We start from the raw sequence: 24,592 nt of genomic DNA on the forward strand, positions 1-24,592 counted from the left end.
GCGTCAGGAAGAGCCCTCCCCCAGCATGTAATCCGCCACGCTATAGGAATGGCTAGCCTGATAGGCATTCCTGCCGCGGTTCATGTGGGTCATATTGAACCGCCGGACCGCGCGCAGCGCGCGAGGGACCGCGAGGAAATCGCGGATGGAAGCGGAGCCTCGTATCTTGATGATGAAAATATCCGGACCGCTCGGAACCGAATAGCGCAAGTCCTCGGGTGCCCGCACGCTCCCCTCGAGAAACACCTGGTCGATCCTCTCCTGTGCGAGCGACCCATTGGTCGTGAAATCCGAAAGGTGAACAATGAGCCGTGCGCGGAGATCGTCGCCGTCGGCGTAGAGAGTGAACAGCTCCATCCAACTCGCGTTGACGCGGACCAATGGCTTGTCCGAGGTCGATGGCAGGCAGGAAACCGACCAATAAGTGCGCTCCGTCGCGCGGGGTAAGGGAATGCAAGCCTGGCCGTATAGCTCGAGAATCTCGAATAGCTCGGATGCCTGCGGTCGACGGAGCAGCTTCTGGAAGCGGTGCGCATATTTTATCCGCTGCTCGATCGAATCCTGCCGCTCCTCCGCGTCGGCCAGTTCCGCCCTGCCCTCCAGCCACTCGTCCTGCTGTTCGAGATCCAGAAATTGGCGCAGCCCTTTGGCGCTCTGGCTAGATTTCTTGTTCATGTCCCAAGAATGCGGGACACGCGCTCGATCATCAATAGCGTCCGCGATTTCCGCGCCGTTGTGGAGGACCGTGTCGGTAACCCACGCCTACTCCGCCCCGTCGATCCGCAACAATTGCTTGCCCTGATTTGAGCCGTTGAACAGCCGCAAGAATGTTTGCGGAATGATGTCGAAACCATGCTGGATGTCGGTACGATAGCGGATCCGGTTGCTGTGGGCCCATTGTCTGAGTTCCGCCATAGCAGAGGACACACGATCCAGATGGTCGAGCAGGATGAAGCCACGCATCTCGGCGCGCTGCGAAATCAGCCGCACCAGGTTGCGCGGCCCGACAGCGGCGTGCGTGTCGTTATAGCCCGAAATGGCACCGCACAGCACGATCCGGCCAAAGCGCGCGATATGCGCGATTCCGGCTTCGAGCGTGGCGCCGCCCACATTGTCGAAGAACAGGTCGATTCCCTCGGGCGCGAGCTTTCCGAGCCGCGCCCGCACATCTTCAGCGCGATAATCGATCGCGGCGTCGGCGCCATAATCCTCTATCAACCAGCGGCATTTTTCGGCGCCTCCAGCGATCCCGATTACGCGCGCGCCAGCGAGCCGCGCGATCTGGATCGCAACCGATCCGACCGCGCCCGCCGCGCCGGAAACGAGCACGCAATCCCCCGCGCGGAGCCGGCCGACATCGTACATGCCGACATAGGCGGTGAGGCTCGCCGCGCCGAATATGCCCAATGCCTCTTCGGGCGCCGTCCCGTCCGGAATGGGCACCGGGTCGGGGTCGCCCGCCCGCGCCGCAACGGCATAATCCTGCCATCCGAACAACCCCCGCACCATCGAGCCCTCCGGATAGGCCGGATTGCCCGACGCGATCACGCGCGCGACCGCGCTGCCGCGCACGGGCTCATCGATCATGATGGGGGGCAGATAGCTCGGGACATCGTCCATCCACCCCCGCTGCGCGGGATCGAAGCCGAGCATGAGGTTGCGGACGAGGATTTCGCCCGCCGCCAGATCGGCCCGCGGCAAGGGCGCATCATGCCGCGCGAAATCATCGACGCCGACCTGCCCCCTGGGGCGCCGCGCGAGCAGCCATTGGCGATTGACGGTCTCTGCGGGCATGACGGCACTCCGATATGGCAGTGGAAGACCGCATCATTATCGCAACCGTCCGACGCCTTCGCCAAGTCGCCATTGTCCTGCGCAGCGCACAGAATGTTTTCGAAGCCCGCTCACCATGGGCGGCTTCTCCGCCGCGACGTCAGCCCAGCTGGGCAAGGCTCAGAAAGACCGGCCGCTCGCCGCCGCCATGCGCGGCGATCCTTGCACCGCTGATATAGGCCGCGTCGGGCGACGCCAGAAAACTGACGACGCCCGCAATATCGGGCCCGCGCGCCATCCGGCCAAGCGGCAGCATCGCATCGATCCGTTTCATCCCCGCCTCGCCGCCATAATGATCGGCCGCGGCCTCGGTGGCGACCAGCCCCACGACGACCGCATTGACGCGCACCTTCGGCCCCCACTCCATCGCAAGCGATTCGGTGAGGCTCAGCAGCCCCGCCTTGGCCGCGCCATAAACCGCCGTTCCCGGCGACGGCCGCGTACCCGAGACGCTGGCGATATTGACGATGCTCCCGCCATCCTCCTGCGCCTGCATGATGCGGTTGGCGGCCTGCGCGACATGGAGCGGCGCGAGCAGATTGAGCGCGAGGACGCGCTCCGAAAAACGTGGTGAAGCGGAGGCCGCATCGGCTTCAGGGGAGCCCCCGGCATTGTTCACGGCGAGGTCGAGCCGGCCGTGGCGTTCGAAAATACGGTCGATCATCGCGTTGACCTCGTCCGCCGAACGCACGTCGCACGCCTCGAACTCCGCCGCCGCGTCAAGGTGGCGCGGCAGGTCGTCGGGGGCATTGCGGCCGCAGATCACGACGCGCATGCCGTCTTCCAATAGCCGCTCGGCGATCGCGCGGCCGATGCCGCGGCTGCCGCCGGTCACGAGCGCCACGCGCTGTTTCTCGTCCGCCATATCCTTCTCCGTTTCTCACCCGCCTCTCTCCTATCGGGCGGCGTGAAAGTCTCTCTCCATATGGTGGTATCGGGCGAACGGCCAGCGCGCCTATCCATCTTGCAACATCGCGGGCGCCCTCGTGCCCGGCGTCTGTGGGCTGGAGAGTGGATTGAACAAGCAATTGACCATCGAACAGTTCGTCGCCTCGCTGAAGAGCGGGATGACGATCGGGATTGCCGGCTGGGGACCGCGCCGCAAGCCGATGGCGCTGGTGCGCGCGATCCTGCGCTCGGACCTAAAGGACCTCACCATCGTTGCCTATGGCGGCCCCGAGGTCGGGATGCTGTGCGCCGCGGGCAAGGTGAAGAAGGTCATCTTCGGCTTCGTCTCGATGGACGCGATCCCACTCGAACCCTATTTTCGCAAGGCGCGCGAGGCCGGGACGCTCGACATTCTCGAACTCGACGAAGGCATGCTGCAATGGGGCTTGAAGGCCGCGGCGTTCCGCCTGCCCTTCCTCCCCACTCATGTCGGGCTCGGCACCGACGTGATGGCGCACGGCGGGTTCAAGACCGTGCAGTCGCCCTATGACGATGGCGAAGTGCTGCTGGCAATGCCTGCGCTCAAGCTCGACGCCGCATTGCTCCAAGTCCACCGCGCCGACAAGCTCGGCAACATCCAGGCGCTCGGCCCCGATACCTATTATGACGAATGGTTCGCACGCGCCGCCGACAAGACCTTCGTCTCGGCCGAAGAAGTCGTCGAGCGGATGGATCATAGCTATCCCGAGGATGCGCGCGCGAACATCGTCGAGCGCTGCTTCATCCACGGCGTCGTCGAAGCCCCGCTGGGCGCGCATCCGACTTCGATGCCGCCGTCGTACGGCTGGGACATGAAGCACCTCAAATCCTATGCCGCGAGCGCGCGCGAGGATGGCGGCTGGGATGCCTATGTCGCGGACGTCATCGGCGCCGACGAGTCGGGGTATCTCGATCGCGTCGGCGGCAAGGACGCTGTCGCCGCCCTTCCCCTTCCCATTTTTTGAGGCGGCCGACACCATGACCACCGCACCCGATTTCACCCTTTGCGAACAGCTCATCGTCGCCGCGTCCGAAGCATGGCGCGCCAATGGCGAACTCGTCGCGACCGGCATCGGCCCCGCGCCGCGCCTCGCCGCCGGCCTTGCCAAGCTCACGCACACCCCCGAACTGATGATGACCGACGGCGAGGCGTATCTGGTCGAGGACCCCGTGCCGCTCGGCCCCCGCGGCTACGACGACCGCAAGGCCGCGGGCTACCTGCCTTTCTCGCGCTTCTTCGACGCGGCGGTCTGGTCCGGCAAGCGCCACGCGATGGTGACGCCCAGCCAGATCGACCGCTTCGGCCAGACGAACATCTCCTACCTCGGCGGCACCTATGACCAGCCCAAGGTGCAGATGCTCGGCGCGCGCGGCTTTCCGGGCAACAGCATCTGCCACATCAACTCGATGTTCGTGCCCGCGCATTCGAAGCGTATCTTCGTCGAGGGCGAGGTCGATATGGTGTCGAGCGTCGGCTACAATCCGGCGCGCCGCACCCCCGGGGTGAATTTCAGCCGCGTCGACCTGCGCCTGATCGTCACCGACCTTTGCATCATGGACTTCGGCGGCAAGGACAATGCGATCCGCGTCGTGATGTTGCACCCCGGCGTGACCTTCGATCAGGTTCAGGAAGCGACCGGCTTCGCGCTCGAAGCCGCGTCCGAGATCACGCAAACCCCCGCCCCGACCGCCGAGCAGCTCGCGATCATCGCGCGCCTCGACCCGCATGGTCTGCGCGCGGGCGTGCTCAAGGACAATCCCGCAGGCAAGAGGAGCTGACCCATGACCGATCAGAATGACGGGCTGGTCCCGCCGGTCGACGAGACGCCGGTTTACGAGACCGATACGCCGGTTCTCTATGAGGCGGCCGACGGCATTGCGTGGGTGACGCTGAACCGCCCGCAATATCACAACGTCCAGAACAGCCAGATGACCTATGCACTCGACGACGCCTTCTTTCGCGCCGTCGACGACGATGCGGTCAAGGTCATCGTGCTGAAATCGGACGCCAAGCATTTCAGCGCCGGCCACGACATCGGCACGCCGGGGCGCGACTTTCACTCACCCGTCGAGCGCCGGCTGATGTGGTACGATCATTCGACCAAGGCGGGCGCCGAAAAGGCCTATGCCCGCGAGCATGAGCAATATCTGGGCATGTGCAAAAGGTGGCGGGACATTCCCAAGCCGACCATCGCGCAGGTTCACGGCGGCTGCATCGCCGGCGGGCTGATGCTAGCGTGGGTGTGCGACCTGATTATCGCTTCGGACGACGCCTTTTTTCAGGATCCGGTGCTGCAGATGGGCTTCCCGGGGCTCGAATATTTCGCGCATTGCCATGAACTCAACGTCCGGCTGGCGAAGGAATTCCTGTTCCTCGGCGAACGGATGAGCGCAAGCCGCGCGCGCGAAGCCGGAATGGTCAACCGCGTCGTGCCGCGCGCCGACCTCGCAGGCGAGGTAAAGCGCGTCGCCGAACGGATCGCGACGCAGCCGCGTCTCGCGCTGCAACTCGCGAAGCAGGCGTGCAACCATATGGAGACGCTGGCGGGCAAGAACGCCGGGATCGACGCGGCGTTCGGCTATCATCATTTCGCCCACGCCAACAACAGCCTCGTCAAGGGCGACTATATCGCCGGGTTCGACGGCAAGAAGATGGCCGAAGCGAACAAGAAGGACGCCTCCCAGAAAGATCAAGGCGCGAGCTGATGGCCGACCCGCTCGCCACCCTTCTGACCGAGCGGCTCGGCTGCAGGCTGCCCGTGATCCAGACCGCGATGGGCTGGATCGCGACACCGGGGCTGGTGATCGCGTCGAGCGAGGCAGGTGCCTTCGGTTTCCTCGCGGGCGCGGTGATGCAGCCCGCCGAGCTTGAGGCCGCGATCCTCGCGGTCAAGCGGGGCACAAAGCGGCCGTTCGGCGTCAATTTCCACATGTTCCAGCCGGGCGCGGCGGAGATCGTCGAGATCATCCTGAAGCACCGCGACCAGATACGCGCGGTCAGCTTCGGGCGCGGTCCCGACGCGAAGATGATCGGCCGCTTCAAGGACGCGGGTATCCTCTGCATCCCCACCGTCGGCGCGGTCAAGCACGCGCAAAAGATGGTGCAGCTCGGCGTCGATATGGTCACGGTGCAGGGCGGCGAAGGCGGCGGGCATACCGGATCGGTCGCCTCGACGATATTGCTGCCGCAGGTGCTCGACGCGGTGAAGGTGCCGGTGATCGCCGCGGGTGGCTTCGGCGATGGGCGCGGGCTTGCCGCCGCACTCGCTTATGGCGCGGTCGGCATTGCGATGGGCACGCGCTTCCTGATGACGCGCGAAAGCCCGATCCCCGACCTGACTAAGGCGCGTTACGTCAAGGCGGGCACCGACGACATCCTCGTGTCGACCAAGGTCGACGGCCTGCCCCAGCGGATGATCAAAAATGCGCTGCTCGACCGCATCGAGCGTTCGACCGGAATCGGCATCTGGCGCCGCGCGATCGAGAGCGGGCTTGCGATGAAGCGCCAGACGGGCGCCTCGTTCGCCGAGCTGTTTCGCGCCGCGAAGGGTATGACCAGCCACGGCGGGCTCACCCTGCCGCAGGCAATGATGGCCGCTTCTGCGCCGATGCTGATCCAGAAAGCGGTGGTCGAGGGCGACCCCGACCACGGGCTGATGGCGACCGGCCTTGTCGCGGGCCGCCTCGACGACCTGCCGAGCTGCGCCGAACTTCTTGACGATATCGAGCGCGACGCGCGCGCGCGCCTCGCCGCGCTTTCCTATTCACCGCAAACGGGGGCCTGACCCATGCCGATCCATACCGAAATCAAGGACCGCATCGCCGAGATCGTCTTCGACGTCCCGCCGGTCAACGCGTTCGACAGCGCGACGTGGAACAGCCTGCCCGCGCTCATCCGCGACGCGGGGCAGAACCCCGACGTCAATGTCGTCCTCATCCGTGCCGCCGAAAGCGCGCGCGGTTTCTGCGGCGGCGTCGACATCAAGGAGATGCAGGCGCATCCCGAACGCATCACCCTGCTCAACCGCGGCAATTATCTGACCTTCAAGGCGGTGCGCGACTGCGAAGTGCCGGTGGTGGTCGCAGTCCATAAATTCGTGATCGGCGGCGGCATCGGCATCTGCGGCGCGAGCGATACGATCATCGCCGCCGACGACGCCTATTTCTCGCTGCCCGAGGTTGATCGCGGCGCGATGGGCGGCGCCTCGCACCTCTCGCGGATGCTGCCGCTGCACAAGGTCCGCGCGGCCTTTTTCACCGGCGGCAATATCCCGGTCGAGGAAGCGTATCGGCTCGGCGCGATCGAGAAAATCGTGCCGCGCAACGCGCTCGTCGACGAGGCGCGCGCCTTTGCCAGCGTGATCGCGGGCAAGTCGCGCAAGGCGCTGGTGATCGCGAAGGAAGCGCTGAACGGACTCGAAGCGCGCGACGTCGATCGCGGCTATCGCTGGGAACAGGGCTTCACGCTCGAAATGTATATGCACGAAGACAGCCAGAAATCGCGCGACGCCTTCGTCGAAACGGGCAAGGCGGCCGAATTCTGATGCACCTCGCCTATACCCCCGAACAACAGGATTTCCGCGCCGAGGTGCGCGCGTGGATGGACACGCATGTGCCCAAGGAGCCGCTCGTGACGCTCGAATGCCGCGAAGGCTTCGACCAGCATGTCGCGTGGGAGCGCACGCTCGCGAGCGGCAATTGGGGCATGGTCACCTGGCCCGAGGCTTATGGCGGGCGCGGGCTCGACCTGATCCAGTGGCTGATCTTCGAGGAAGAATATTTCCGCGCCGGTGGCCCCAATCGCGCCAACCAGAATGGCATTTTCCTGCTCGGTCCGACGATCATGGAATTCGGCACGCCCGAACAAAAGGCGCGCTTCCTGACCCCGATGGCGAAGGGCGAGACGATGTGGGCGCAGGCCTGGTCCGAACCCGGCGCCGGGTCCGACATGGCGGCGATCAACAGCAAGGCGGTGCGCGACGGCGATCATTATGTGATCAGCGGGCAGAAAACCTGGTCGAGCCGCGCCGCCTTCGCCGACTGGGGTTTCGGCATTTTCCGCACCGAAGAGGGCAGCAAGCGCCACAAGGGCTTAAGCTTCATCCTGTTCGACCTGAACAGCCCCGGCATCACCCGCCGCCCGATCCGGCAATTGCACGGCGACACCGGCTTTGCCGAGCTGTTCTTCGACGAAGTACGCGTGCCCGTCGAAAACCGCATCGCGGGCGAAGGCGAAGGCTGGAAGGTCGCGATGGCAACCGCCGGGTTCGAACGCGGGCTGATGCTGCGCTCGCCGGGCCGGTTTCAGGCCACCGCGAAGCGGCTGGTCGAGCTTTATCGTCAGCACGAAGCCGAAGCCGCGCCGTCGGCGCGCGAGGCGGTGATGACCGCGTGGATGCAGGCGCAGGCCTATGCGTATAACACCTATGCCGTCGCCGCGAAGATCATGGCGGGCGGGTCGATCGGCGCCGAGGCGAGCCTCAACAAGATTTTCTGGTCCGAACTCGACCGCGCGATGCACCGCACCGCGATGCAATTGCTCGGCGCCGCCGCCGAGCTCCGCCGTTTCGACGATGGCCGCATGAACCAGTGGCTCGAGGGTTATATCTTCTCGCTATCGGGACCGATTTACGCCGGATCGAACGAAATCCAGCGCAATATCACCGCCGAACGATTGCTCGATTTGCCCAGAGTGGGAGCGGGCTGATGGAATTTCTGCTGAACGAAGACCAGCTCGCGCTGGCCGAAACCGTCCGCGACTATCTCGCGGGAACGCATGGGCCCGACGTGCTGCGCCGCCTCGATGCGGGCGACAATCGCGATCCTGCGATCTGGCAGAGTCTCGTCGACATGGGGCTAACCGGCCTGCTGGTTCCCGAGGAATTTGGCGGGCTGGGCCTTGGCCTCGTCGATGCGGCCTTGATCGCGCGCGAATGCGGACGCGCCTGTGTTGCCGAGCCGCTCGTCGACACCGCCTTTGTCGCGGTGCCGTGGCTGTTGGCGCAGGGTGAGACCACACAAATGGCCGCAATCGTTGCGGGAACCGCTAAGCCGTCGGTCGCGCATGCGATCAACCCGTGGGTCAGCGATGGCGAGGGCGCAGCGCTCGACAGCATCGACCCGCTGCGCAATCTGACGCGCCAAGCCGATGCACCGTCGTCGGACCCGCTGCTGCTCGATCTCGGTGCGCTGATGGCCGCGGCGCAACTCGTCGGCCTTGCCGATGCGATGCTCGACCAGTCGGCGGCCTATGCCAAAATCCGCACACAGTTCGGCCAGCCGATCGGCGCGTTTCAGGCGGTGAAGCATCAACTCGCCACCGCCGCCGTTGCCATCGAATTTGCCAAGCCGGTTCTCTGGCGCGCGGCGCAGGCGCTCGCTGATGGCCTGCCCAGCGCCCCGGTCCACATCAGCCACGCCAAGATCGCCGCGAGCGATGCCGCCATCCAGATGGCCGAGACCGCGATCCAGATCCATGGCGCGATGGGATATACTTATGAGGTCGACCTGCATTTCTGGATGAAGCGCAGCTGGGCTCTCGCGGGGGCGTGGGGCAGCCGCGCTTTCCACCTCAAACGTATCGACGGCGCCGTGATCGGCGGGGGGCTGGCGATCGGCCCCGACCAAACATTCGCATAAGGAAATCTGATGGCCGAAGCTTATATCATCGACGCGGTGCGTACGCCGATCGGGCGCAAGAAGGGCAGCCTTGCCGCCGTCCATCCCGCCGACTTGGGCGCGCATCCGATCAAGGCATTGATCGCGCGCACCGGCATCGATGCCGGCGCGGTCGACGATGTCGTCTGGGGCTGCTGCGACACGATCGGGCCGCAGGCGGGCGACATCGGGCGCACCGTCTGGCTCGTCGCCGGCATGCCGCAGCATGTCCCCGGCACGACGGTAGACCGCCAGTGTGGATCGTCGCAGCAGGCGCTGCATTTCGCGGCGCAGGGCGTGATGAGCGGGACGCAGAATCTGGTCGTTGCGGGCGGATCGCAGGCGATGAACGCGATCCCGATCAGCGCGGCGATGTACGCGGGTGAACCCTATGGCTTCAGCAACCCGTTCAACACTTCGCCCGGCTGGATCGCGCGCTATGGCGACGGGCTGCTCAACCAGATCAACTCGGCCGAAATGATCGCCGACAAATGGGACATCAGCCGCGCCGAGATGGAAGCGTTCGCCTTCGCATCGCACCAGCGCGCGCAGGCGGCGACCGATGCCGGCTGGTTCGCTAGTGAAATCGCGCCGCTCGAGGGGCTGGCGCAGGACGAGACGATCCGCCCCGGAACGACGTGCGAAGGCTTGGCCGAGCTGCGGCTGATTCAGGAAGGCGGCAAGATCACCGCCGGCGTCTCCAGCCAGAATTGCGATGGCGCCGCGGCGATGTTGATTGCATCGGAGGCGGCGGTGAAGGACCATGGCCTGACCCCGCGCGCGCGCATCCATCATTTGTCGGTGCGCGCCGACGATCCGGTGTGGATGCTCACCGCGCCGATCCCCGCGACGCAATATGCGCTGGCAAAGGCCGGGATGACTGTCGCCGACATCGACCTGTTCGAATGCAATGAGGCGTTCGCCAGCGTCCCGATGGCGTGGATGAAGGAACTCGGCATCCCGCATGAGAAGGTCAATGTCCACGGCGGCGCGATCGCGCTCGGCCACCCGCTCGGGGCGACCGGCGCGCGGTTGATGACGACGATGCTCAATGCCCTTGAGCGTACCGGCGGCCGCTATGGTCTCCAGACCATGTGCGAAGGCGGCGGTCAGGCCAATGTCACGATAATCGAGAGGCTGTAATGACACTTTGCGAAGGACGGACCGTCATCATCACCGGCGCGGCGCGCGGACTCGGGCGTTCCTATGCGCTCGCCTTCGCTGCCGAGGGCGCCAATGTCGTGGTCAACGACATCGGCACGAGCCTGTCGGGTGAAGGCCGCGACACCTCGGCCGCAGACGACGTCGTCGCCGAGATCAAGGCGGCGGGCGGCAACGCGATCGCCAATTATGAAGACATCACCGACTGGGACGCGGCGAAGCGCATCGTCGATGCCGCGGTCGCGGCGTTCGGCGACCTCCACGTCGTCGTCAACAACGCCGGGATCGTGCGCGATCGCATGTTCGTCTCCGCGACCCCCGAAGAGTGGGACGCAACGATGCATGTCCATCTGCGCGGCCACTTCTGCGTCAGCCGTCACGCGGTCGATTATTGGCGCGCGCAGCAGAAAGCGGGCCATCCCGTCGACGCGCGAATCATCAACACGACCAGCGGCGCGGGGCTTCAAGGGTCGATCGCACAGGCGGCCTATGCAACCGCCAAGGGCGGCATCGCAGCGCTGACCTTGGTGCAGGCGGCCGAACTCGGCCGCTATGGCATCACCGCCAACGCGCTTGCCCCTGCGGCGCGCACGCGGATGACCGAAGGCGCCTTTGCCGACAAGATGGCGGCGGTCGAAAGCGGCTTCGACGCGCAGGATCCCGACAACATCGCACCCACCGTCGTCTGGCTCGGCTCCGGACAGTCGAAACATGTGACGGGCTGCGTTTTCGAGCTGGAGGGCGGCCGCATCACGATCGAGGATGGCTGGAAGCTCGGCCCGACGGTCGACAAGCAGGAAAAATGGGTGCCCGCCGACGTCGGCGATGCTGTCGACAAGCTGATCGCGGTCCGCAGCGAACCGCGCAAGGTCTGGGGCAGCTAAGATGCATTTCGCCTTCACCGACGAACAGGCGATGATTGCCGAGACGGCGAAGACGTTCTTTGCGGAGAATGCCACGAGCGAGCGCACGCGCGCAGCGATGGCCGACACGGGCGTCGACAAGGCGTTGTGGCAGGCGTTCACCGGCGAACTCGGCCTCGCCGGTGTCGCGATTCCCGAGACATTCGGCGGCGTCGGGCTTGGTATGGTCGAGCTTGCGATCTTTGCCGAGGAAGCGGGGCGGCACACCGCCGCACTGCCCCTCCTCTCCAGCCTCGCGCTTGCTGCCCCGGCGATCCTCGCCGGCGGCACCGACGAGCAGAAGGCACGCCTCCTCCCGCGCTTCGCGTCGGGCGAGCTGGTGGCAAGCTTCGCCGCCGTGAATATGGGCGGAACGCCGGGCGCGACGCTCAGCGACGGAACGCTGACCGGAGCCGCGCTTCTTGTGCCCCACGGCGCCAGCGCCGACATCTTCGTGGTTGCGGCCGACAATGGCGTCGCGATCGTCGGGCGCGGCGCGCTCGGGCTCGGCATCACCCCGCTCACCAGCATGGACCAGACGCGTCCCTATGCCCGGCTCGATTTCGGCGGGGTCGCCGTCGAAACGCTCGCCGATCCGCGCGCCGCCGTCCACGCCGCCCTCACCACCGGGTGGCTCGCCATCGCCGCCGATGCGCTGGGCGGCGCGCAGGCGTGTCTCGACCGGACGGTCGCCTATACGCAGGAACGCATCCAGTTCGGCCGTTCGATCGGCAGTTTTCAGGCGGTCAAGCACCGCCTCGCCGACATGATGGTCGCGATCGAGCAGGCGCGCTCGGCGGTCTATTGGGCCGCCTGCGCGATCGACGAGCGATCGGATGAGGCCGCGTTCGCGGTTCATGCCGCCAAGGCGTTCGCCTGCGACACCTACAGCCACTGCGCGGGCGAGATGATCCAGCTTCATGGGGGCATCGGCTTCACCTGGGAGCATGACGCGCATCTCTATTTCAAGCGCGCGCGGAGCAACGCGAGCCTGCTCGGCACCCCCGACTGGCACCGCGAACAGGTGGCGGGGCTTGCCGGATTGGACGAAGCAGCATGAAGCTCGGATTTTCCCCTGAAGAAGAAGCCTTCCGCGCCGAAGCCGCCGCATGGCTCAAGGCCGAGCTGGAAGGCCCCTTCACCGACGTGCGCGGGCTCACCAGCCTGACCGAAATGCCCGAACGCCGCCGCGACTGGGAGCGCCGGCTGGGTGAAGCGGGCTGGAGCTGCGTCGGCTGGCCCAAAGCCTATGGCGGGCGCGATGCGACGCTCGCGCAGCAGGTCATCTTCGCCGAGGAATATGCGCGCGCGGGCGCGCCGCCGCGGCTCAACCATATCGGCATCGAGCTTGCCGGTCCCACCATCCTCGCCTTCGGCACCGACGAGCAGAAGGCGCGCTTTCTCCCCGCGATCGCACGCGGCGAGGAGATCTGGTGCCAGGGCTATTCGGAGCCGGGTGCCGGGTCCGACCTCGCCAATGTTCGCACCCGCGCATGGCGCGACGGCGACGACTGGGTGATCGAGGGGCAGAAGGTCTGGACCAGCCTAGCGCAATTTTCCGACTGGATCTTCGTCATCGCGCGCACCGAGGAGGGCTCGAAGGGCCCCAAGGGTCTTTCCTTCCTGCTCGTCCCCGTCGACCAGAGCGGCGTCACTGTCCGCCCGATCCACCAGATCACCGGCGAGGCCGAGTTCAACGAGACATTTTTCGACGGCGCGCGCACCAACGCCGCCAATATCCTCGGCGCGCCCGGCGATGGCTGGACGGTCGCGATGGGGCTGCTCGGCTTTGAGCGCGGCGTCTCGACGCTTGCGCAGCAAATGGGCTTTCGCAACGAACTCGACGCGGTGATCGCCGCGGCGCGCGCCAATGGTGAGGCGAAAAACCCGCTCATCCGCCAGCGCATCGCCAGGGCCGAGATCGGACTGAAGCTGATGCGTTATGGCGCGCTGCGCATGCTCACCGATGCCGAGGGCGGCCGGCTCAACCCGTCGGCGCTCACTTACAAGATCCAGTGGGCGACATGGCGCCGCGATCTCGGCGAACTCGCGATGGATGTTCTGGGACAGGCGGGCGAGACCGTCGCGGGGCACGAATACACCTTCCCCGCGCTTCCCAACCTGTTCCTCTATAGCCGCGCCGACACGATTTATGGCGGCACGAACGAGATCCAGCGCAACATCATCGCCGAGCGCGCGCTGGGGCTACCCCGCGAGCCGCGCGGCGACCTCAAGTAAAGGAACGAAGCGTGGCACGACCCGCCCCCGACTACCCCACCCCCACCGGCCTCCTGAAGGGCAAGACCGTGCTGATCACCGCCGCCGCGGGCAGCGGCATCGGCGGCGCGGTCGCGCAGCGCGCGGCGGAGGAAGGCGCAACGCTCTTCCTCTCTGACATGCACGAACGCCGGCTCGGCGAAACGGCCGACCGGATCGAGGGATTGGGCTTCGCACGCCCCGGCACACTCGTCTGCGACGTCACCAATGAAAAACAGGTACAGGCGCTCGTCGCCGCGGCGATCGCGGGCATGGGCCATATCGACATACTCATCAACAATGCCGGCCTCGGCGGCGCGGCATCCGTGGTCGAGATGACCGATGACCAGTGGCACAAGGTCCTCGACGTGACGCTCACCAGCGTCTTCCGCATGACGCGCGCGATCCTCCCGCACATGTACGAACGCCAGAAGGGTGCGATCGTCAACAACGCCTCGGTGCTCGGCTGGCGCGCGCAGAAGCTGCAGGCGCATTATGCCGCGGCGAAGGCCGGCGTGATGGCCTTCACGCGCTGTTCGGCGCTTGAGGCCGCGGAGCATGGCGTCCGCATCAACGCGGTTTCGCCGAGCCTCGCGATGCACGCCTCACTCTCCAAGGTGACCCCGCCAGGGCTGCTCGAGGAACTGACCGAGAAGGAGGCCTTCGGCCGCTACGCCGAGCCGTGGGAGGTCGCGAACGTGATGATCTTCCTCGCCAGTGGGCTTTCCTCCTACATGACGGGTGAAGTGCTCGCGGTGTCGAGCCAGCAGGCATGAGCGCGCGCATCTTCGAAACCCCCGCCGCGCTGCTCGATGCGGTGGGTGAGAGCTTCGAGCCGACCGAATGGCTCGCGATCGAGCAGGACCGTATCGACCTGTTCGCCAAGGCCACCGACGATCACCAATGGATTCATGTCGATCCAGAGCGCGCCAAGGACGGTCCGTTCGGCGGCACGATCGCGCATGGTTATCTCACGATGAGCCTCGTCAACCGCTTCCTCCCCGAACTGGTCGAGGTCCGCGGCGTTTCGATGGGGGTCAATGTCGGCACCGACAATTTGCGCTTTCTGAGCCCCGTCCGCGCCGGCAGCCGGATCCGTGGGTGTGGCGAGCTCGTCAAGGCCGAGGAAGCCAAGGGCGGCGTCCAGGCGGTGGTTCGGGTGACGGTGGAAATCGAGGGCGCGGAGAAACCCGCCTGCGTCGTCGACACGATCAGCCGGTTTTATCCGGAGGAATAACTTCTGCGCCTTTGACTGAGGCCCGCAATGTCGTCGAAAACTGACGATTCGGCCCGGAAAAGCACGTCGGTTCGACGTGCCTAATCAGTCAAAACTGTCCGCGCGGCCGGCAAATATGTCCTGCTGATCGGGACTGCCGTGTCATCGACCAGCCGGGCAATCACCCGTCCGGGCGTTCTTTCCAAGGCGCGAACGCCGTCTTTGGCCACCCACCAGCTACGGTGCACGCGAAGGCCCAGCCGGGGATCGATGATCGCCGCCGCGTCCGCCAGCCGCATCAGGATCAGCGCCGAGCCGTGGAGCGTGTGCACGCGCACATAATGATCCTCGGCTTCCAGTGCGAGAATGTCCCGGCGCAAAGCCGCCGGAAGCTTCGACACGAACTCGCGCGGATATTCGGGAGCTGCGGCTGGCTGTTCCATGGGTGCGGCCACGGTCATCTGGTCGTCCGGGGACATAACGCGGACAATCAGCAGCTGGACGAGCGCCACGTACGGAAATAACGCGAACAGTTGAACGGGACTGAACATTCTGCCCGGTCGGACCACCCCCATGGCCCACGCCACAAAGAAGGTCATGGGCACCGCGGATGCGGCTGCTACTGCGATGATCCGTGTTGCCGTTCTCCTGCCCGGCGAACTGGACGAAAGGACTCGCTCCGCGGCAGCAGCGGCGCCAAAGCCGACGAGTGCGATGATCATCCAGAAAGGATATCGCACCTCTGGGCCGAGAGCGGTTTGCGATCCGAATGGCCCCGTCACTCCAAGCACCGCGCCAAAAGCCACCGCGCTGAGCGGCCCCCGCCACTTCCCCATCATTCGCCATTCACGCATCGCCAACTGCATCGGTCCACCAGTCACGAAATTGCGGAAGCTATTCACGATTTCCCCCATTGTCGACAGACATCGCGACCCGCCAACCAGCCAGCACGAAATGTTGACATGGAGAAAGCAATGAAGCGGATTATCGCTGGCTTGGCATTGGCATCTGCAGCTGTTCCGGCGGCAGCAAGCGAGGCCGTAAACATGCGTTTTGAGTGCGGCGCGGGAGCCGCTACGGCGGGCGGCGAGGCCCCGAACCTCCACGGAAACTGGGATTTCCTGATGCATGTCGGGACAACGCCCAATTTCGGACTTTTGTCGATCGGCTTCGTCGAGGACGCTTATGGCGGATCGCTGTCGCTGTGGATGACGGCACCCGTCATACTGCGCAAAATCACCTTGACCGGCAACAGCTTCCACATGGCGGTCGCCTCGCGCGAAGGCGACGTGCTGTTCGACGGCACGCTCTCGGCCAAGGGCGACCGGATGTGCGGAACCGTTACCTACCACGGCGGCCGCACCTTCCCGGCGGTGGCGCAGAAGCGACCCTCAACCTATCAGTCGCTGCCTCAGGCTCAGCGGGGTCGGTAGTCGGCTGAACGGGCGGATGGGTAGCTGGCGAGAGAGGGGCCGCAATGGATCGCTAGCCGTCGTCCTGTCGCATCGGACGATGGCTACGCCCCCGGATCGCGCAGAAGAAATTTCTGCACCTTGCCCGCAGCGTTCATCGGCAGCGCGTCAAGGATTACCACCTGACGCGGCACCTTATAATTCGCCATATTCTCGCGGCACCAGGCGACGATCTCTTCGGGGGTGGCGCGAGTACCGGGACGCAGGACGACATAAGCCTTAGGCACTTCGCCCAGCCGTTCGTCGGGCACGCCGATCACCGCCGACTGCATGACCGCCGGATTGGCCGCGAGCAGCCCTTCGATTTCGGCCGGATAGGCGTTGAAGCCGCCGACGATGAAGATGTCCTTGGCGCGGTCGGTGATTTTCACATTGCCGCTTGCGTCCTGCACCGCAATGTCGCCGGTGCGCAGCCAGCCTTCGCTATCGATCGCCGCCGCGGTCGCCGCCGGGTCGTTGAAATAGCCCTGCATTACATTGGGCCCACGCACGAGCAGTTCGCCCGCTTCGCCCGGTGCCACAATCTTCTCCGCCTCGTCGACAAGCTTGACCTCGATCCCGGCGAGCGGACGGCCCGCAGTGTTGGCAATCGTCACAGCGTCGTCGCCGACGCTACACATCGTCACGACGCCGCAGGTTTCGGTGAGGCCATAGGCGGTGAGCACGACGTCGATACCGAGCTTGTCACGCATCTCCTCGATCAAAGTGACAGGCACTGAAGCCGCGCCGGTGATCGACACGCGCAGCGACGAAATATCATGGTCGCGATAAGGACCCGCGAGCAGGCTCTGGAAGATCGTCGGCGGACCGGGGAGCAGCGTCACCTTTTCGCGCTCGATCCGTTCGAGCACGCTGTCGGTATGGAACACGGCATGCGGCAGCACGGTCACCCCGCGCATCAGCGCCACCAACCAGCCCGCCTTGTAGCCGAAACTGTGGAAGAAGGGGTTGATGATCAGGAAATTGTCGCCCGGCCCATAGGTCAGCGTCTCGCCATAAGCGAGGTACAGGCGGACATTTTGCCCGTGCGTCGTCACGGCGCCCTTTGGATTGCCCGTGGTGCCCGAGGTGAAGAGGATATCGCAGACCTGATCCTCGTTCAGCGCGTCCATCCGCGCGGCGACCGCGGCATCGGAAAGCGCCGCGCCGCGATCGAGGAAGGTCTGCCACGTCATGCCCCCCGTGTCGCCGTCCATCAGGACGATCCCGCGCAGATCGGGCAGGTCTTCGCCTGCGATCAGTTCGGGATAGGCGGTGCCGAGAAAATCGGAGACGGTGAACAGCAGCTTGGCACCGCTGGTGCGCAGGATATAACCCGCCTCGCGTCCCTTCAGCCGCGTGTTAAGCGGCACGATCGCCGCGCCCGCCGCCTGCGCGCCGATCGCGGCGATGATCCAGCCAATCGCGTTGGGCGCCCAGATCGCGATCCGATCCCCCGCCACGACACCCGCCGCGATAAAGCCCTTGGCGGCGGCGCGCACTAGCGGTTCGAGATCGCGATAACGAACCTCGGTTCCGTCCTCGCCCCGGATCGCGACGGCATCGCCATGCGCGCGCGCCGCCGCGAAGATTTTGTGGGGTATCGTGAACTTGGCTTCGGCCACGGCGGATCGTCTCCTGCGCCGGACATCCATGGACACGCCGTCCATTGCCCGATCGATATGCTCCCCGCTGCGTTACGCGCGGGCGTGGCCGCGACAACCCCTATTCGGGGGGCGCACGATTTGCGCTCCGCCCCTTGCCGCTTGGGTCCGGACAGGTCATTGCGGGATCGAGACCGACTCCCCAGCTTAACGGGTGACGGGACGCGAACAGGAAGCGAAGCCGGAATGCGGATCGGGAAACCTCTGGCCGAAGTCGATGAACTGGTGACCCTGCTTTATCGCGGGCCGCTCGAAGCGACGCCGTGGCTGGGCTTCCTCGAAGCCTTGAGCCGGCGGATGCGCTGCGCCAGCGCCGCGATCACGTTGCGCCTCAGCCGGCAAGGCACGCCGCCGCTCATCATCTGGGGGCCGCCGCCCGTGATCGACGAGCGCGAGGCGCGGCGGATTCACGCGGTCCATGCCGAACTCGGCGATCTCGACCCGCTGCGCAACGCGCTGACGAAAGCCGGCGACATCTTCAGGCTGAGCGAAGTGATCTCGCGGGAGGATCTTCGCGGCAATCGCTTTTATCGCGAGATATTGCAGCCCTATGGCATCGAATATCAGCTCGGCATGTATATTTCCGAACCCGGCGGGTGGGAGGGCAATGTCGGCCTGACCAACGGCCCCGGCGAAGAGGATTTCACCGACGACGACAAGGCGGTGCTGCTTGCGCTCCGCCCGCATCTCGAACAATCGCTCGCGCTCTTTTCGCGCATCCGCCGCGACGAGACCGAGCTTCAGGTGATGATCGACACGCTCGATCGGCTGACGCTCTGCACCTTCATCCTCGACGGCGCGGGGCGCATTTTACGCACCAACAGCGCGGGCCGCGCGCTGATCAAGTCGAGCACCGCGCTGCGCGCTGCCGACGACCGGCTTGTGCTCGCCAGCAAGACGGGCAACGCCCAGCTCCAGCAACTGATCGGCAAGGCGGTCGCGGCGCGGCGCGACGGCGGCAGCTTTGCCGAAGGACTGCGTATCGAGGCGGATATCGACCGGCATTTCGGGGTGCTCGTGCGCTCGATCGAGACGCCCTCGCGCTACAGCAACGAGGCCGGCCCGGCCGCGGTGGTCTATGTCTCGGGGCTCGACAACAATCAGCCGGTCGAAAGACTGGTCAGCCAGATCTTCGACCTGACGCCGTCCGAAGCACATCTGGCCGCCCTGCTCGCGACCGGGCTCAGCCTGGCCGAAGCGGCTGCCAGGCTGGAGCTCACCGAAAATACGGTGCGCAGCTATTGCAAGACGATCCTCAGCAAGACCGGGGTCAGCCGGCAGGCCGATCTCGTCCGCCTCATCCTGCGTAGCGTCGCCGTTCTCGGCTGACGGCCCCGGTGGCGCGCGTCAGCCTTCGACCGCGCGGCGATAGTGCGGCAGGGCGACTAGAAGCAGAGCCACGATCAGCGGCAGCACGACCGCGCCGGCAATCGCGATCGAATAGCCGAGCGCCGCCTGGTCGCCGAACCCGAAATCGGTGATCGCGGCGATCACGCTGGCGCCCAGCCCCATCCCCACCAGATTGACGCACAAGAGCGAGATGGCGGTGACCTGACCGCGCAGCTGATTGGGCGTCACATCCTGGATCGCCGTCAGCATCACGCCCTGCGACGCCTGCCCGATCAGCGTGCCGATCGCCATCATCGTGAGCGACAGAAAGGCGGTCGGCATCAACGGCGCGACGATCAGCGGCACGCCCTTGAGCACGGTGGCGATCAGCACGACGCGCATATTGGCGTCCGCCCGGCCACCCTGCATCAACCGTCCCGCGAGCCAGCCACCCGACAGCGTGCCGATGGTGCCGCAGGTCAGCATGATCATCCCGTAGGACATCCCCACCTCGGCAGGACTCATACCATAGCTGCGGATCAGAAAGGTCGGGAACCACAGCGCGGTGCCGATCGCCAGAAGCGCAATCAGGGCGAGCGAACCGATCAGCGAACCGAACAGCGCCCAGCGCTCGGAAATATAGTCGAACCCTTCGCGCAGGCTGCTTTGCACCGACAGGTTCGCCGCGAGCTCCTGCCGCGCCGGCTCGCGGATCGTCATCATCATCGCGGCGACGATCAATCCGGGTGCCGCAACGCACAGGAACACCATCTGCCATGGCTCGAAACTGCCGAGCCAGGGTAATGTCACGCCGCCGGTTTTCGTGAAACGCGCGAGCAGCCAGCCGCCGATCAACAGCGCCAGGCCGCCTCCGATCGGATAACCGATCGCATAGAAGCTGATCGCCAGCGCCCGTCGTCGCCGCTCGAAATAATCGCTGATCAGCGAATAGGCGGTCGGGCTAAGCGTCGCCTCGCCCACCCCGACGCCGACGCGCGCGAGGAAGAGCCCGATGAAGCTGCTGGTAAAGCCGCAGGCGGCGGTCATCGCCGACCAGAACAGCACCCCCCAGACAATGAGCGTCGCGCGCCTTTTGGTACGATCGACAAAGCGGCCGATCGGCAGCGCGGCGATGCTGTAGAGAAGCGAGAAGGCAAAGCCCTGAAGCAGGCTGATTTCAAAATCGCTGAGGTTCAGGTCGCGCTGGATCGGTTCGACCATCAGCGTCAGCACGCGGGCGTCGATCGCGCTGAAGCAATAGCCGACGAACAGGATCGCGACGACCAGCCAGCGATAGACGCCGCCGCGCGCGACCGTGCCGCGCGCCGGCTCTTCGGACACCGCGGCGGTCACCATGCCGACGGCGGGTCCCGCCGCGCCAATATCTGTTCGGTCCGCGCGGCGATCAGCACATCATTCTCCTCACTCTCGGGCAGCAACCAGAAACGCCCCGCGCGAATGCCGTCGAGTGCGAAGGCGGATACCTCGGCGGGTTCGGTCAGCTTGAGCTTGAGCCCGGTCGTCCGTACCAGATCCTCCATCGTGCGATAGGCGACTTTGGTCTGCGCTTCATTTTCGACATAGTCCGCGGGGCGGACTTCGCCCGACGCCATGATCGCGGTGTTGACCGTGTGCGGCCCCGGAAACAGCGTGGCGGCGCGCAACTTGCCGCCTTCACGCAGCAATTGCTGGTGCAGCACTTCGGAGATGCTGGTCACCGCCGCCTTGGTGGCGGCATAAATGGGGGTGTTGGGCAGCGACCGCAGCCCGCCGTTGGTCGAGCTGGTGTTGACGACCACGCCCTCCTGTCCCGCCTCGATCATCCGCGGCACGAAGGCCGCGATCCCGTGGATGACGCCGAGCACATTGACGTCGATCCCCCAACGCCAGTCGCTGAGCGGCAGTGTCCACAGCTTGCGCTGCGCCTCGCCCAACCCGACGCCGGCATTGTTGAAGAGGATATGCACCGTCTCGAACTGGCCAAAAACCTGATCCGCCAGCGCGCGCACCGACGCTTCCTTGGTCACGTCGCAGGCGATCGCAAGCACCTGCCCCGAACCCAGCGCGTCAATCTCGACGCGCACGGCTTCAAGCCGCGCCGGATCGATATCGGCAATCACCACATGCGCCCCGGCGCGGGCGAGGTCGGCGCACAGACATTTGCCAACCCCGCTTGCGCCACCCGTTACGACCGCCACCCGGCCGGAAAAATCGTCCATCAGGCGGCCTTCCGCTCGCCGGCTTCGATGCCGACATTGCGCGGATCGTCGTGCCGCCCGACCCAGTGCGGCGCGATCCATTCGCCCGGCACCTTGCGCAGCAGCGTGCCGCCGGTCGCGGTCCCGCCTTCGACATATTGCATGTCGACGATGCGGCGCACGGGGATGTCGGCGAGCGGGTCAAAAGCCGAATCGCGCAAGGTGATCGTCCCCGTCATCGCCCGGCGGGAATCGTAATTGCGTTCCCAGTTGAGGCGGGTGAGGAAGACGTCGCCGTCGAACTGGCCCGGCTGGTCGATCGACGGCATGCCTTTGTAGCAGAAGAGATGCTCTTCGAATTTCAGCGGTTCATCAATCGCTTCGCCGATCCTGCCTTCGATTTCGAAATAGGCGATGCCGTGGCGCGAGCAGGTCGCGCGCAGATGGTCGCCATTGCGCTCGAAATGCGTCTCGGCGATCTTTTTCGGTTCGCCAAAACGCTCGCGCCCGGAGGTGACCACGGTTTCGCCCTCCATCGCCATGTGGAAGCAATAGGCCCCCGGCGCGCCTTCATGCGTGCAATTGACGCCGACGGTCAGCGCGCCGATCTCGACCGTATCGGTTTCGGTCACATGCATCGCCACATGCACCATCTGCAGCCAGATTTCGGGCTTTGCGGTCGCGACGAGCGGCTGCGGCAGCAGCGCCGCGATGATTTCGGGATCGGTCTCATATGTCGCGCGAATCCCGTAGACGGTGTTGCGCAGCATCCCCGGCGCACGGGTTTCGACGGGACCCTGAACATAACGCAGTCTGGACATCGCAATTCTCCCTATGGCGCCCAAGGCGCAGCTAGTCGGCAATGGTGGTTTTCCGCGGGGCGCGGAGGGTTTATTCGGCGGCTTCGACGAGGCGGTTTCCGTCGGGGCCATCGGCATAAAATTGCTCGAAATAGCGGCGGAAACGCAGGATCGGACCGTCGCCGTCGCACAGATAGGGCCGGGCGCGGTGGATCTTGTTGTGCCAGATCGGAATATCGCCCTCGACGCCCTTTTGCCCGCAGGTATTTTCGATCGCCGCCTCGATCGCCTTTTCCTCGGGCGAGTCCGGCGCGACCTTCGGGTGCGTGAAGCAGAAGCGCAGCTCGACGTCGTCGGCTTCGACCGGCGTGGCGATGACCAGAAGCGACAGCTCGACGAGCCCGCTCAGCCGCGTGAACTTCTGCCCTGCCCCGTTCTGGAGCGTGTCGACCGAATAGGGCAATTGCTTGCGCTCACCCGACGGCAGGTCGATGGTACGATGCCCGCGCGCGACACTGTGCCGCCGCACGCCATCATAATCGGTTTCGCCTTCCGGCACCGCGTCCATCGCGTGGACATAGGCAAAATGCGCGACATCGACGCCATTTTCGGCAATTTCCTGTGGATTGCTGGCGAAGCGCCATTCGCGCTTGATCGGCGCGGCCCATTCGGAGTTCGTGAATTCGGGATAGTCGATGACATCGAAAGTCGGCGCGATGTCGTCGGGGTGATACCAGGCCCAGATGACGCCGCTCTTTTCGACCACCGGATAGGATTGGGCGAGCGCCTCGCGCTTGGCGCGCGGCGGGAAAGCCTTGGCATAGGGGATGCTGCTGCAAAAGCCGTTGGGCCGGAACGCCCAGTGATGAAAGGGGCAACGAATACTGTCACCCTCGACCGTTCCGCCATGCCCCAGATGCGCGCCCAGATGCGGGCAATAGGCATCGAGGAGCCCCGCCTCGCCCTGTTCATTGCGGAACAGGACCAGATCCCGGCTGAAGTAGCGGACCGACCGGACATCGCCGATCGCGAGGTCCGAGCCATAGCCAATTCCGAACCAGCCATGGGGAATGGGCATCGGAAAGCGATCGACCTTTGACAACGTCAGTCTCCCAGTTCACGCCATCTTTGAGCGATGGCCTTTGTCCGGGAAGTGTATCGCCTGTTCGCCAAGAGGTAAGATCAAAATCGCGCACAGTTTGTGCCTGCTCGCGAACAATCGCGAAGATCAGTAACGCGCGGCGAGCGATGCCGCCATCGAGGGGCGGATTTTCGTGCGCCCCGTCTTGCGCACCAGATAGTCGATGAAGGCGCGCGTCGCGACCGACATGATGCCCGGCGAATAGACGACCCAGCATTCCCGGTCATAGAAGGACCATTCCTCCTCGAGCGCGAGCATTCGCCCCTCGGTCAGATCCTGGCGGACGACGCTGACCGGCAGGCTGGCGATGCCAAGCCCCTTTCGCGCGGCGCTGCGCAGGGCAATGCCGCTGTTGCTGGCCCATCGGGGCTGGACCCGGATGCAGATGCCGTCGTTGAAATTGATCGACGCGGTGCGGTCGGTCAGACAGTCATGTTCCAGCAGATCTTCGGGCGTTTTGGGCCAGCCGCGGGCTGCGACATATTCGGGTGCCGCGCACAGGCAGTAGGAGAGATAACCAAAGGTGCGCGCGCGCAAGTTCGAATTCGGCAACGCGCCATAACGGATGACGATGTCGAAGCTTTCCTGAACAATCTCGTTTTCGTTCAGATAGGCGATCGGTTCGATCATGATCCCGGGATGTTCGGCGCTGAATTCGGCGAGCAGCGCCGACATATAATCCGAACCGAAAATATCGCTGAGCCCGATGCGCAGCCGGCCCACCGGCTGGGTGCTATAGAGTCCGACCTGCTTTTCGACCTCGCTCAGCCGTTGTTGCAGCTGAGCGCATTCGCGATGGAAGCTTTCGCCGGCGCCGGTCAACGACAGGCGGCGCGTCGTCCGGACGAGCAGCTGCACGCCCAGCCGCTCTTCCAGTTCGTGCACCGTTTTGCTGATATAGGATTTGGAAAGACCGAGCTGGTCGCCAGCAGCCGTGAAGCTGCCCTGATCGACAACCGCCAGAAATTCCTCGATCCCGCGCCAGCTTGACATCAACCCACCTTAGAGCCTGCCCTGGCCAGTTGAACGCGTTATGATCGCTCTGGGAAACCCGCCG

At 65.2% G+C, this 24,592-nt stretch carries 25 protein-coding genes; 15 read left to right on the forward strand and 10 right to left on the reverse strand.

The window, feature by feature from the left end; all coding sequences use genetic code 11:
* Positions 1-3: 3 nt before the first annotated feature.
* The 3 genes from ACTJI5_RS02845 to ACTJI5_RS02855 all read right to left on the reverse strand — a co-directional run bounded on the left by ACTJI5_RS02845 (position 4) and on the right by ACTJI5_RS02855 (position 2,698).
* The gene (locus ACTJI5_RS02845; RefSeq protein WP_440859338.1) at positions 4-675 is read right to left on the reverse strand and encodes a hypothetical protein; all 672 of its coding nucleotides are present in this window, start codon (positions 673-675) and stop codon (positions 4-6) included.
* 87 nt (positions 676-762) lie between these two features.
* Positions 763-1,794, reverse strand: coding sequence for an NADP-dependent oxidoreductase (locus ACTJI5_RS02850; RefSeq protein ID WP_440859339.1), 1,032 nt, complete (start codon positions 1,792-1,794; stop codon positions 763-765).
* A gap of 139 nt (positions 1,795-1,933) precedes the next feature.
* Positions 1,934-2,698 carry an SDR family oxidoreductase gene (locus ACTJI5_RS02855; RefSeq protein ID WP_440859340.1) on the reverse strand — a complete coding sequence of 255 codons (765 nt, stop codon included), beginning with the start codon at positions 2,696-2,698 and terminating at the stop codon, positions 1,934-1,936.
* 151 nt (positions 2,699-2,849) lie between these two features.
* Between ACTJI5_RS02855 and ACTJI5_RS02860 the strand changes: the two genes are divergently transcribed.
* From ACTJI5_RS02860 to ACTJI5_RS02920, 13 genes are read left to right on the forward strand one after another with little or no spacing between them, the layout of a single operon-like run.
* Entirely contained in the window at positions 2,850-3,725 is an 876-nt protein-coding gene (locus tag ACTJI5_RS02860) for a CoA transferase subunit A (protein ID WP_440859341.1), read from the forward strand.
* 13 nt (positions 3,726-3,738) lie between these two features.
* The gene (locus tag ACTJI5_RS02865) at positions 3,739-4,539 is read left to right on the forward strand and encodes a CoA-transferase subunit beta (RefSeq protein WP_440859342.1); all 801 of its coding nucleotides are present in this window, start codon (positions 3,739-3,741) and stop codon (positions 4,537-4,539) included.
* A gap of 3 nt (positions 4,540-4,542) precedes the next feature.
* Complete coding sequence (locus tag ACTJI5_RS02870) at positions 4,543-5,466, forward strand: enoyl-CoA hydratase (RefSeq protein WP_440859343.1); 924 nt, start codon at positions 4,543-4,545, stop codon at positions 5,464-5,466.
* Entirely contained in the window at positions 5,466-6,545 is a 1,080-nt protein-coding gene (locus ACTJI5_RS02875) for an NAD(P)H-dependent flavin oxidoreductase (protein WP_440859344.1), read from the forward strand. Before ACTJI5_RS02870 ends, ACTJI5_RS02875 begins: the two co-directional genes overlap by 1 nt.
* Before the next feature lie 3 nt (positions 6,546-6,548).
* A complete protein-coding gene (locus ACTJI5_RS02880; RefSeq protein ID WP_440859345.1) occupies positions 6,549-7,304 on the forward strand; it encodes an enoyl-CoA hydratase family protein in 756 nt (251 codons plus the stop codon).
* Positions 7,304-8,467: an acyl-CoA dehydrogenase family protein gene (locus ACTJI5_RS02885; protein WP_440859346.1), complete on the forward strand. Its 1,164-nt coding sequence runs from the start codon at positions 7,304-7,306 to the stop codon at positions 8,465-8,467. Before ACTJI5_RS02880 ends, ACTJI5_RS02885 begins: the two co-directional genes overlap by 1 nt.
* Entirely contained in the window at positions 8,467-9,399 is a 933-nt protein-coding gene (locus tag ACTJI5_RS02890; protein WP_440859347.1) for an acyl-CoA dehydrogenase family protein, read from the forward strand. Before ACTJI5_RS02885 ends, ACTJI5_RS02890 begins: the two co-directional genes overlap by 1 nt.
* Positions 9,400-9,408: 9 nt before the next feature.
* Positions 9,409-10,560, forward strand: a complete 1,152-nt coding sequence (locus ACTJI5_RS02895) for an acetyl-CoA C-acetyltransferase (RefSeq protein WP_440859348.1) — start codon at positions 9,409-9,411, stop codon at positions 10,558-10,560.
* A complete protein-coding gene (locus ACTJI5_RS02900) occupies positions 10,560-11,462 on the forward strand; it encodes an SDR family oxidoreductase (protein WP_440859349.1) in 903 nt (300 codons plus the stop codon). Before ACTJI5_RS02895 ends, ACTJI5_RS02900 begins: the two co-directional genes overlap by 1 nt.
* Before the next feature lies 1 nt (position 11,463).
* Positions 11,464-12,540 (forward strand): acyl-CoA dehydrogenase family protein, encoded by a 1,077-nt coding sequence (locus ACTJI5_RS02905; protein ID WP_440859350.1) that lies wholly within the window; start codon positions 11,464-11,466, stop codon positions 12,538-12,540.
* A complete protein-coding gene (locus ACTJI5_RS02910) occupies positions 12,537-13,718 on the forward strand; it encodes an acyl-CoA dehydrogenase family protein (RefSeq protein WP_440859351.1) in 1,182 nt (393 codons plus the stop codon). Before ACTJI5_RS02905 ends, ACTJI5_RS02910 begins: the two co-directional genes overlap by 4 nt.
* 11 nt (positions 13,719-13,729) lie before the next feature.
* The gene (locus tag ACTJI5_RS02915; protein WP_440859352.1) at positions 13,730-14,512 is read left to right on the forward strand and encodes an SDR family oxidoreductase; all 783 of its coding nucleotides are present in this window, start codon (positions 13,730-13,732) and stop codon (positions 14,510-14,512) included.
* Positions 14,509-14,973: a MaoC family dehydratase gene (locus ACTJI5_RS02920; RefSeq protein WP_440859353.1), complete on the forward strand. Its 465-nt coding sequence runs from the start codon at positions 14,509-14,511 to the stop codon at positions 14,971-14,973. Before ACTJI5_RS02915 ends, ACTJI5_RS02920 begins: the two co-directional genes overlap by 4 nt.
* An 80-nt stretch (positions 14,974-15,053) precedes the next feature.
* Here ACTJI5_RS02920 and ACTJI5_RS02925 read toward each other — a convergent pair whose 3' ends face one another.
* Positions 15,054-15,854, reverse strand: coding sequence for a LytTR family DNA-binding domain-containing protein (locus ACTJI5_RS02925; protein WP_440859354.1), 801 nt, complete (start codon positions 15,852-15,854; stop codon positions 15,054-15,056).
* Between the two features lie 144 nt (positions 15,855-15,998).
* Here ACTJI5_RS02925 and ACTJI5_RS02930 point away from each other — a divergent pair, with 144 nt between their 5' ends.
* Entirely contained in the window at positions 15,999-16,385 is a 387-nt protein-coding gene (locus ACTJI5_RS02930; RefSeq protein WP_440859355.1) for a hypothetical protein, read from the forward strand.
* Positions 16,386-16,468: 83 nt separating this feature from the next.
* Here ACTJI5_RS02930 and ACTJI5_RS02935 read toward each other — a convergent pair whose 3' ends face one another.
* Positions 16,469-18,028, reverse strand: a complete 1,560-nt coding sequence (locus ACTJI5_RS02935) for a FadD3 family acyl-CoA ligase (RefSeq protein WP_440859356.1) — start codon at positions 18,026-18,028, stop codon at positions 16,469-16,471.
* 225 nt (positions 18,029-18,253) lie between these two features.
* Between ACTJI5_RS02935 and ACTJI5_RS02940 the strand changes: the two genes are divergently transcribed.
* The gene (locus tag ACTJI5_RS02940) at positions 18,254-19,396 is read left to right on the forward strand and encodes a helix-turn-helix transcriptional regulator (RefSeq protein ID WP_440859357.1); all 1,143 of its coding nucleotides are present in this window, start codon (positions 18,254-18,256) and stop codon (positions 19,394-19,396) included.
* A gap of 18 nt (positions 19,397-19,414) precedes the next feature.
* Here the strand turns inward: ACTJI5_RS02940 and ACTJI5_RS02945 are convergent, their stop codons facing one another.
* The 5 genes from ACTJI5_RS02945 to ACTJI5_RS02965 all read right to left on the reverse strand — a co-directional run bounded on the left by ACTJI5_RS02945 (position 19,415) and on the right by ACTJI5_RS02965 (position 24,528).
* Positions 19,415-20,752 carry an MFS transporter gene (locus ACTJI5_RS02945; protein WP_440859358.1) on the reverse strand — a complete coding sequence of 446 codons (1,338 nt, stop codon included), beginning with the start codon at positions 20,750-20,752 and terminating at the stop codon, positions 19,415-19,417.
* The gene (locus tag ACTJI5_RS02950; RefSeq protein ID WP_037514887.1) at positions 20,746-21,615 is read right to left on the reverse strand and encodes an SDR family NAD(P)-dependent oxidoreductase; all 870 of its coding nucleotides are present in this window, start codon (positions 21,613-21,615) and stop codon (positions 20,746-20,748) included. Before ACTJI5_RS02950 ends, ACTJI5_RS02945 begins: the two co-directional genes overlap by 7 nt.
* On the reverse strand, positions 21,615-22,415 hold the full coding sequence (locus tag ACTJI5_RS02955; protein WP_440859359.1) for an acetoacetate decarboxylase family protein: 801 nt from the start codon (positions 22,413-22,415) through the stop codon (positions 21,615-21,617). Before ACTJI5_RS02955 ends, ACTJI5_RS02950 begins: the two co-directional genes overlap by 1 nt.
* Positions 22,416-22,485: 70 nt before the next feature.
* On the reverse strand, positions 22,486-23,496 hold the full coding sequence (locus ACTJI5_RS02960; RefSeq protein WP_440859360.1) for a Rieske 2Fe-2S domain-containing protein: 1,011 nt from the start codon (positions 23,494-23,496) through the stop codon (positions 22,486-22,488).
* A gap of 126 nt (positions 23,497-23,622) precedes the next feature.
* Positions 23,623-24,528 (reverse strand): LysR family transcriptional regulator, encoded by a 906-nt coding sequence (locus ACTJI5_RS02965; RefSeq protein ID WP_336445824.1) that lies wholly within the window; start codon positions 24,526-24,528, stop codon positions 23,623-23,625.
* Between the last annotated feature and the right edge of the window lie 64 nt (positions 24,529-24,592).

Origin of the sequence: Sphingopyxis sp. 22461 (assembly GCF_052044915.1) — a bacterium.
GTDB lineage: Bacteria > Pseudomonadota > Alphaproteobacteria > Sphingomonadales > Sphingomonadaceae > Sphingopyxis.

Excerpts from the sequence above, each read along its gene's own strand:
- ACTJI5_RS02845 (WP_440859338.1), bottom strand. The coding sequence starts at position 675 with ATGAACAAGAAATCTAGCCAGAGCGCCAAAGGGCTGCGCCAATTTCTG.
- ACTJI5_RS02850 (WP_440859339.1), bottom strand. The coding sequence starts at position 1,794 with ATGCCCGCAGAGACCGTCAATCGCCAATGGCTGCTCGCGCGGCGCCCC.
- ACTJI5_RS02855 (WP_440859340.1), bottom strand. The coding sequence starts at position 2,698 with ATGGCGGACGAGAAACAGCGCGTGGCGCTCGTGACCGGCGGCAGCCGC.
- ACTJI5_RS02865 (WP_440859342.1), top strand. The coding sequence starts at position 3,739 with ATGACCACCGCACCCGATTTCACCCTTTGCGAACAGCTCATCGTCGCC.
- ACTJI5_RS02870 (WP_440859343.1), top strand. The coding sequence starts at position 4,543 with ATGACCGATCAGAATGACGGGCTGGTCCCGCCGGTCGACGAGACGCCG.
- ACTJI5_RS02875 (WP_440859344.1), top strand. The coding sequence starts at position 5,466 with ATGGCCGACCCGCTCGCCACCCTTCTGACCGAGCGGCTCGGCTGCAGG.
- ACTJI5_RS02880 (WP_440859345.1), top strand. The coding sequence starts at position 6,549 with ATGCCGATCCATACCGAAATCAAGGACCGCATCGCCGAGATCGTCTTC.
- ACTJI5_RS02885 (WP_440859346.1), top strand. The coding sequence starts at position 7,304 with ATGCACCTCGCCTATACCCCCGAACAACAGGATTTCCGCGCCGAGGTG.
- ACTJI5_RS02890 (WP_440859347.1), top strand. The coding sequence starts at position 8,467 with ATGGAATTTCTGCTGAACGAAGACCAGCTCGCGCTGGCCGAAACCGTC.
- ACTJI5_RS02895 (WP_440859348.1), top strand. The coding sequence starts at position 9,409 with ATGGCCGAAGCTTATATCATCGACGCGGTGCGTACGCCGATCGGGCGC.
- ACTJI5_RS02900 (WP_440859349.1), top strand. The coding sequence starts at position 10,560 with ATGACACTTTGCGAAGGACGGACCGTCATCATCACCGGCGCGGCGCGC.
- ACTJI5_RS02905 (WP_440859350.1), top strand. The coding sequence starts at position 11,464 with ATGCATTTCGCCTTCACCGACGAACAGGCGATGATTGCCGAGACGGCG.
- ACTJI5_RS02910 (WP_440859351.1), top strand. The coding sequence starts at position 12,537 with ATGAAGCTCGGATTTTCCCCTGAAGAAGAAGCCTTCCGCGCCGAAGCC.
- ACTJI5_RS02920 (WP_440859353.1), top strand. The coding sequence starts at position 14,509 with ATGAGCGCGCGCATCTTCGAAACCCCCGCCGCGCTGCTCGATGCGGTG.
- ACTJI5_RS02930 (WP_440859355.1), top strand. The coding sequence starts at position 15,999 with ATGCGTTTTGAGTGCGGCGCGGGAGCCGCTACGGCGGGCGGCGAGGCC.
- ACTJI5_RS02940 (WP_440859357.1), top strand. The coding sequence starts at position 18,254 with ATGCGGATCGGGAAACCTCTGGCCGAAGTCGATGAACTGGTGACCCTG.
- ACTJI5_RS02945 (WP_440859358.1), bottom strand. The coding sequence starts at position 20,752 with ATGGTGACCGCCGCGGTGTCCGAAGAGCCGGCGCGCGGCACGGTCGCG.
- ACTJI5_RS02950 (WP_037514887.1), bottom strand. The coding sequence starts at position 21,615 with ATGGACGATTTTTCCGGCCGGGTGGCGGTCGTAACGGGTGGCGCAAGC.
- ACTJI5_RS02955 (WP_440859359.1), bottom strand. The coding sequence starts at position 22,415 with ATGTCCAGACTGCGTTATGTTCAGGGTCCCGTCGAAACCCGTGCGCCG.
- ACTJI5_RS02965 (WP_336445824.1), bottom strand. The coding sequence starts at position 24,528 with ATGTCAAGCTGGCGCGGGATCGAGGAATTTCTGGCGGTTGTCGATCAG.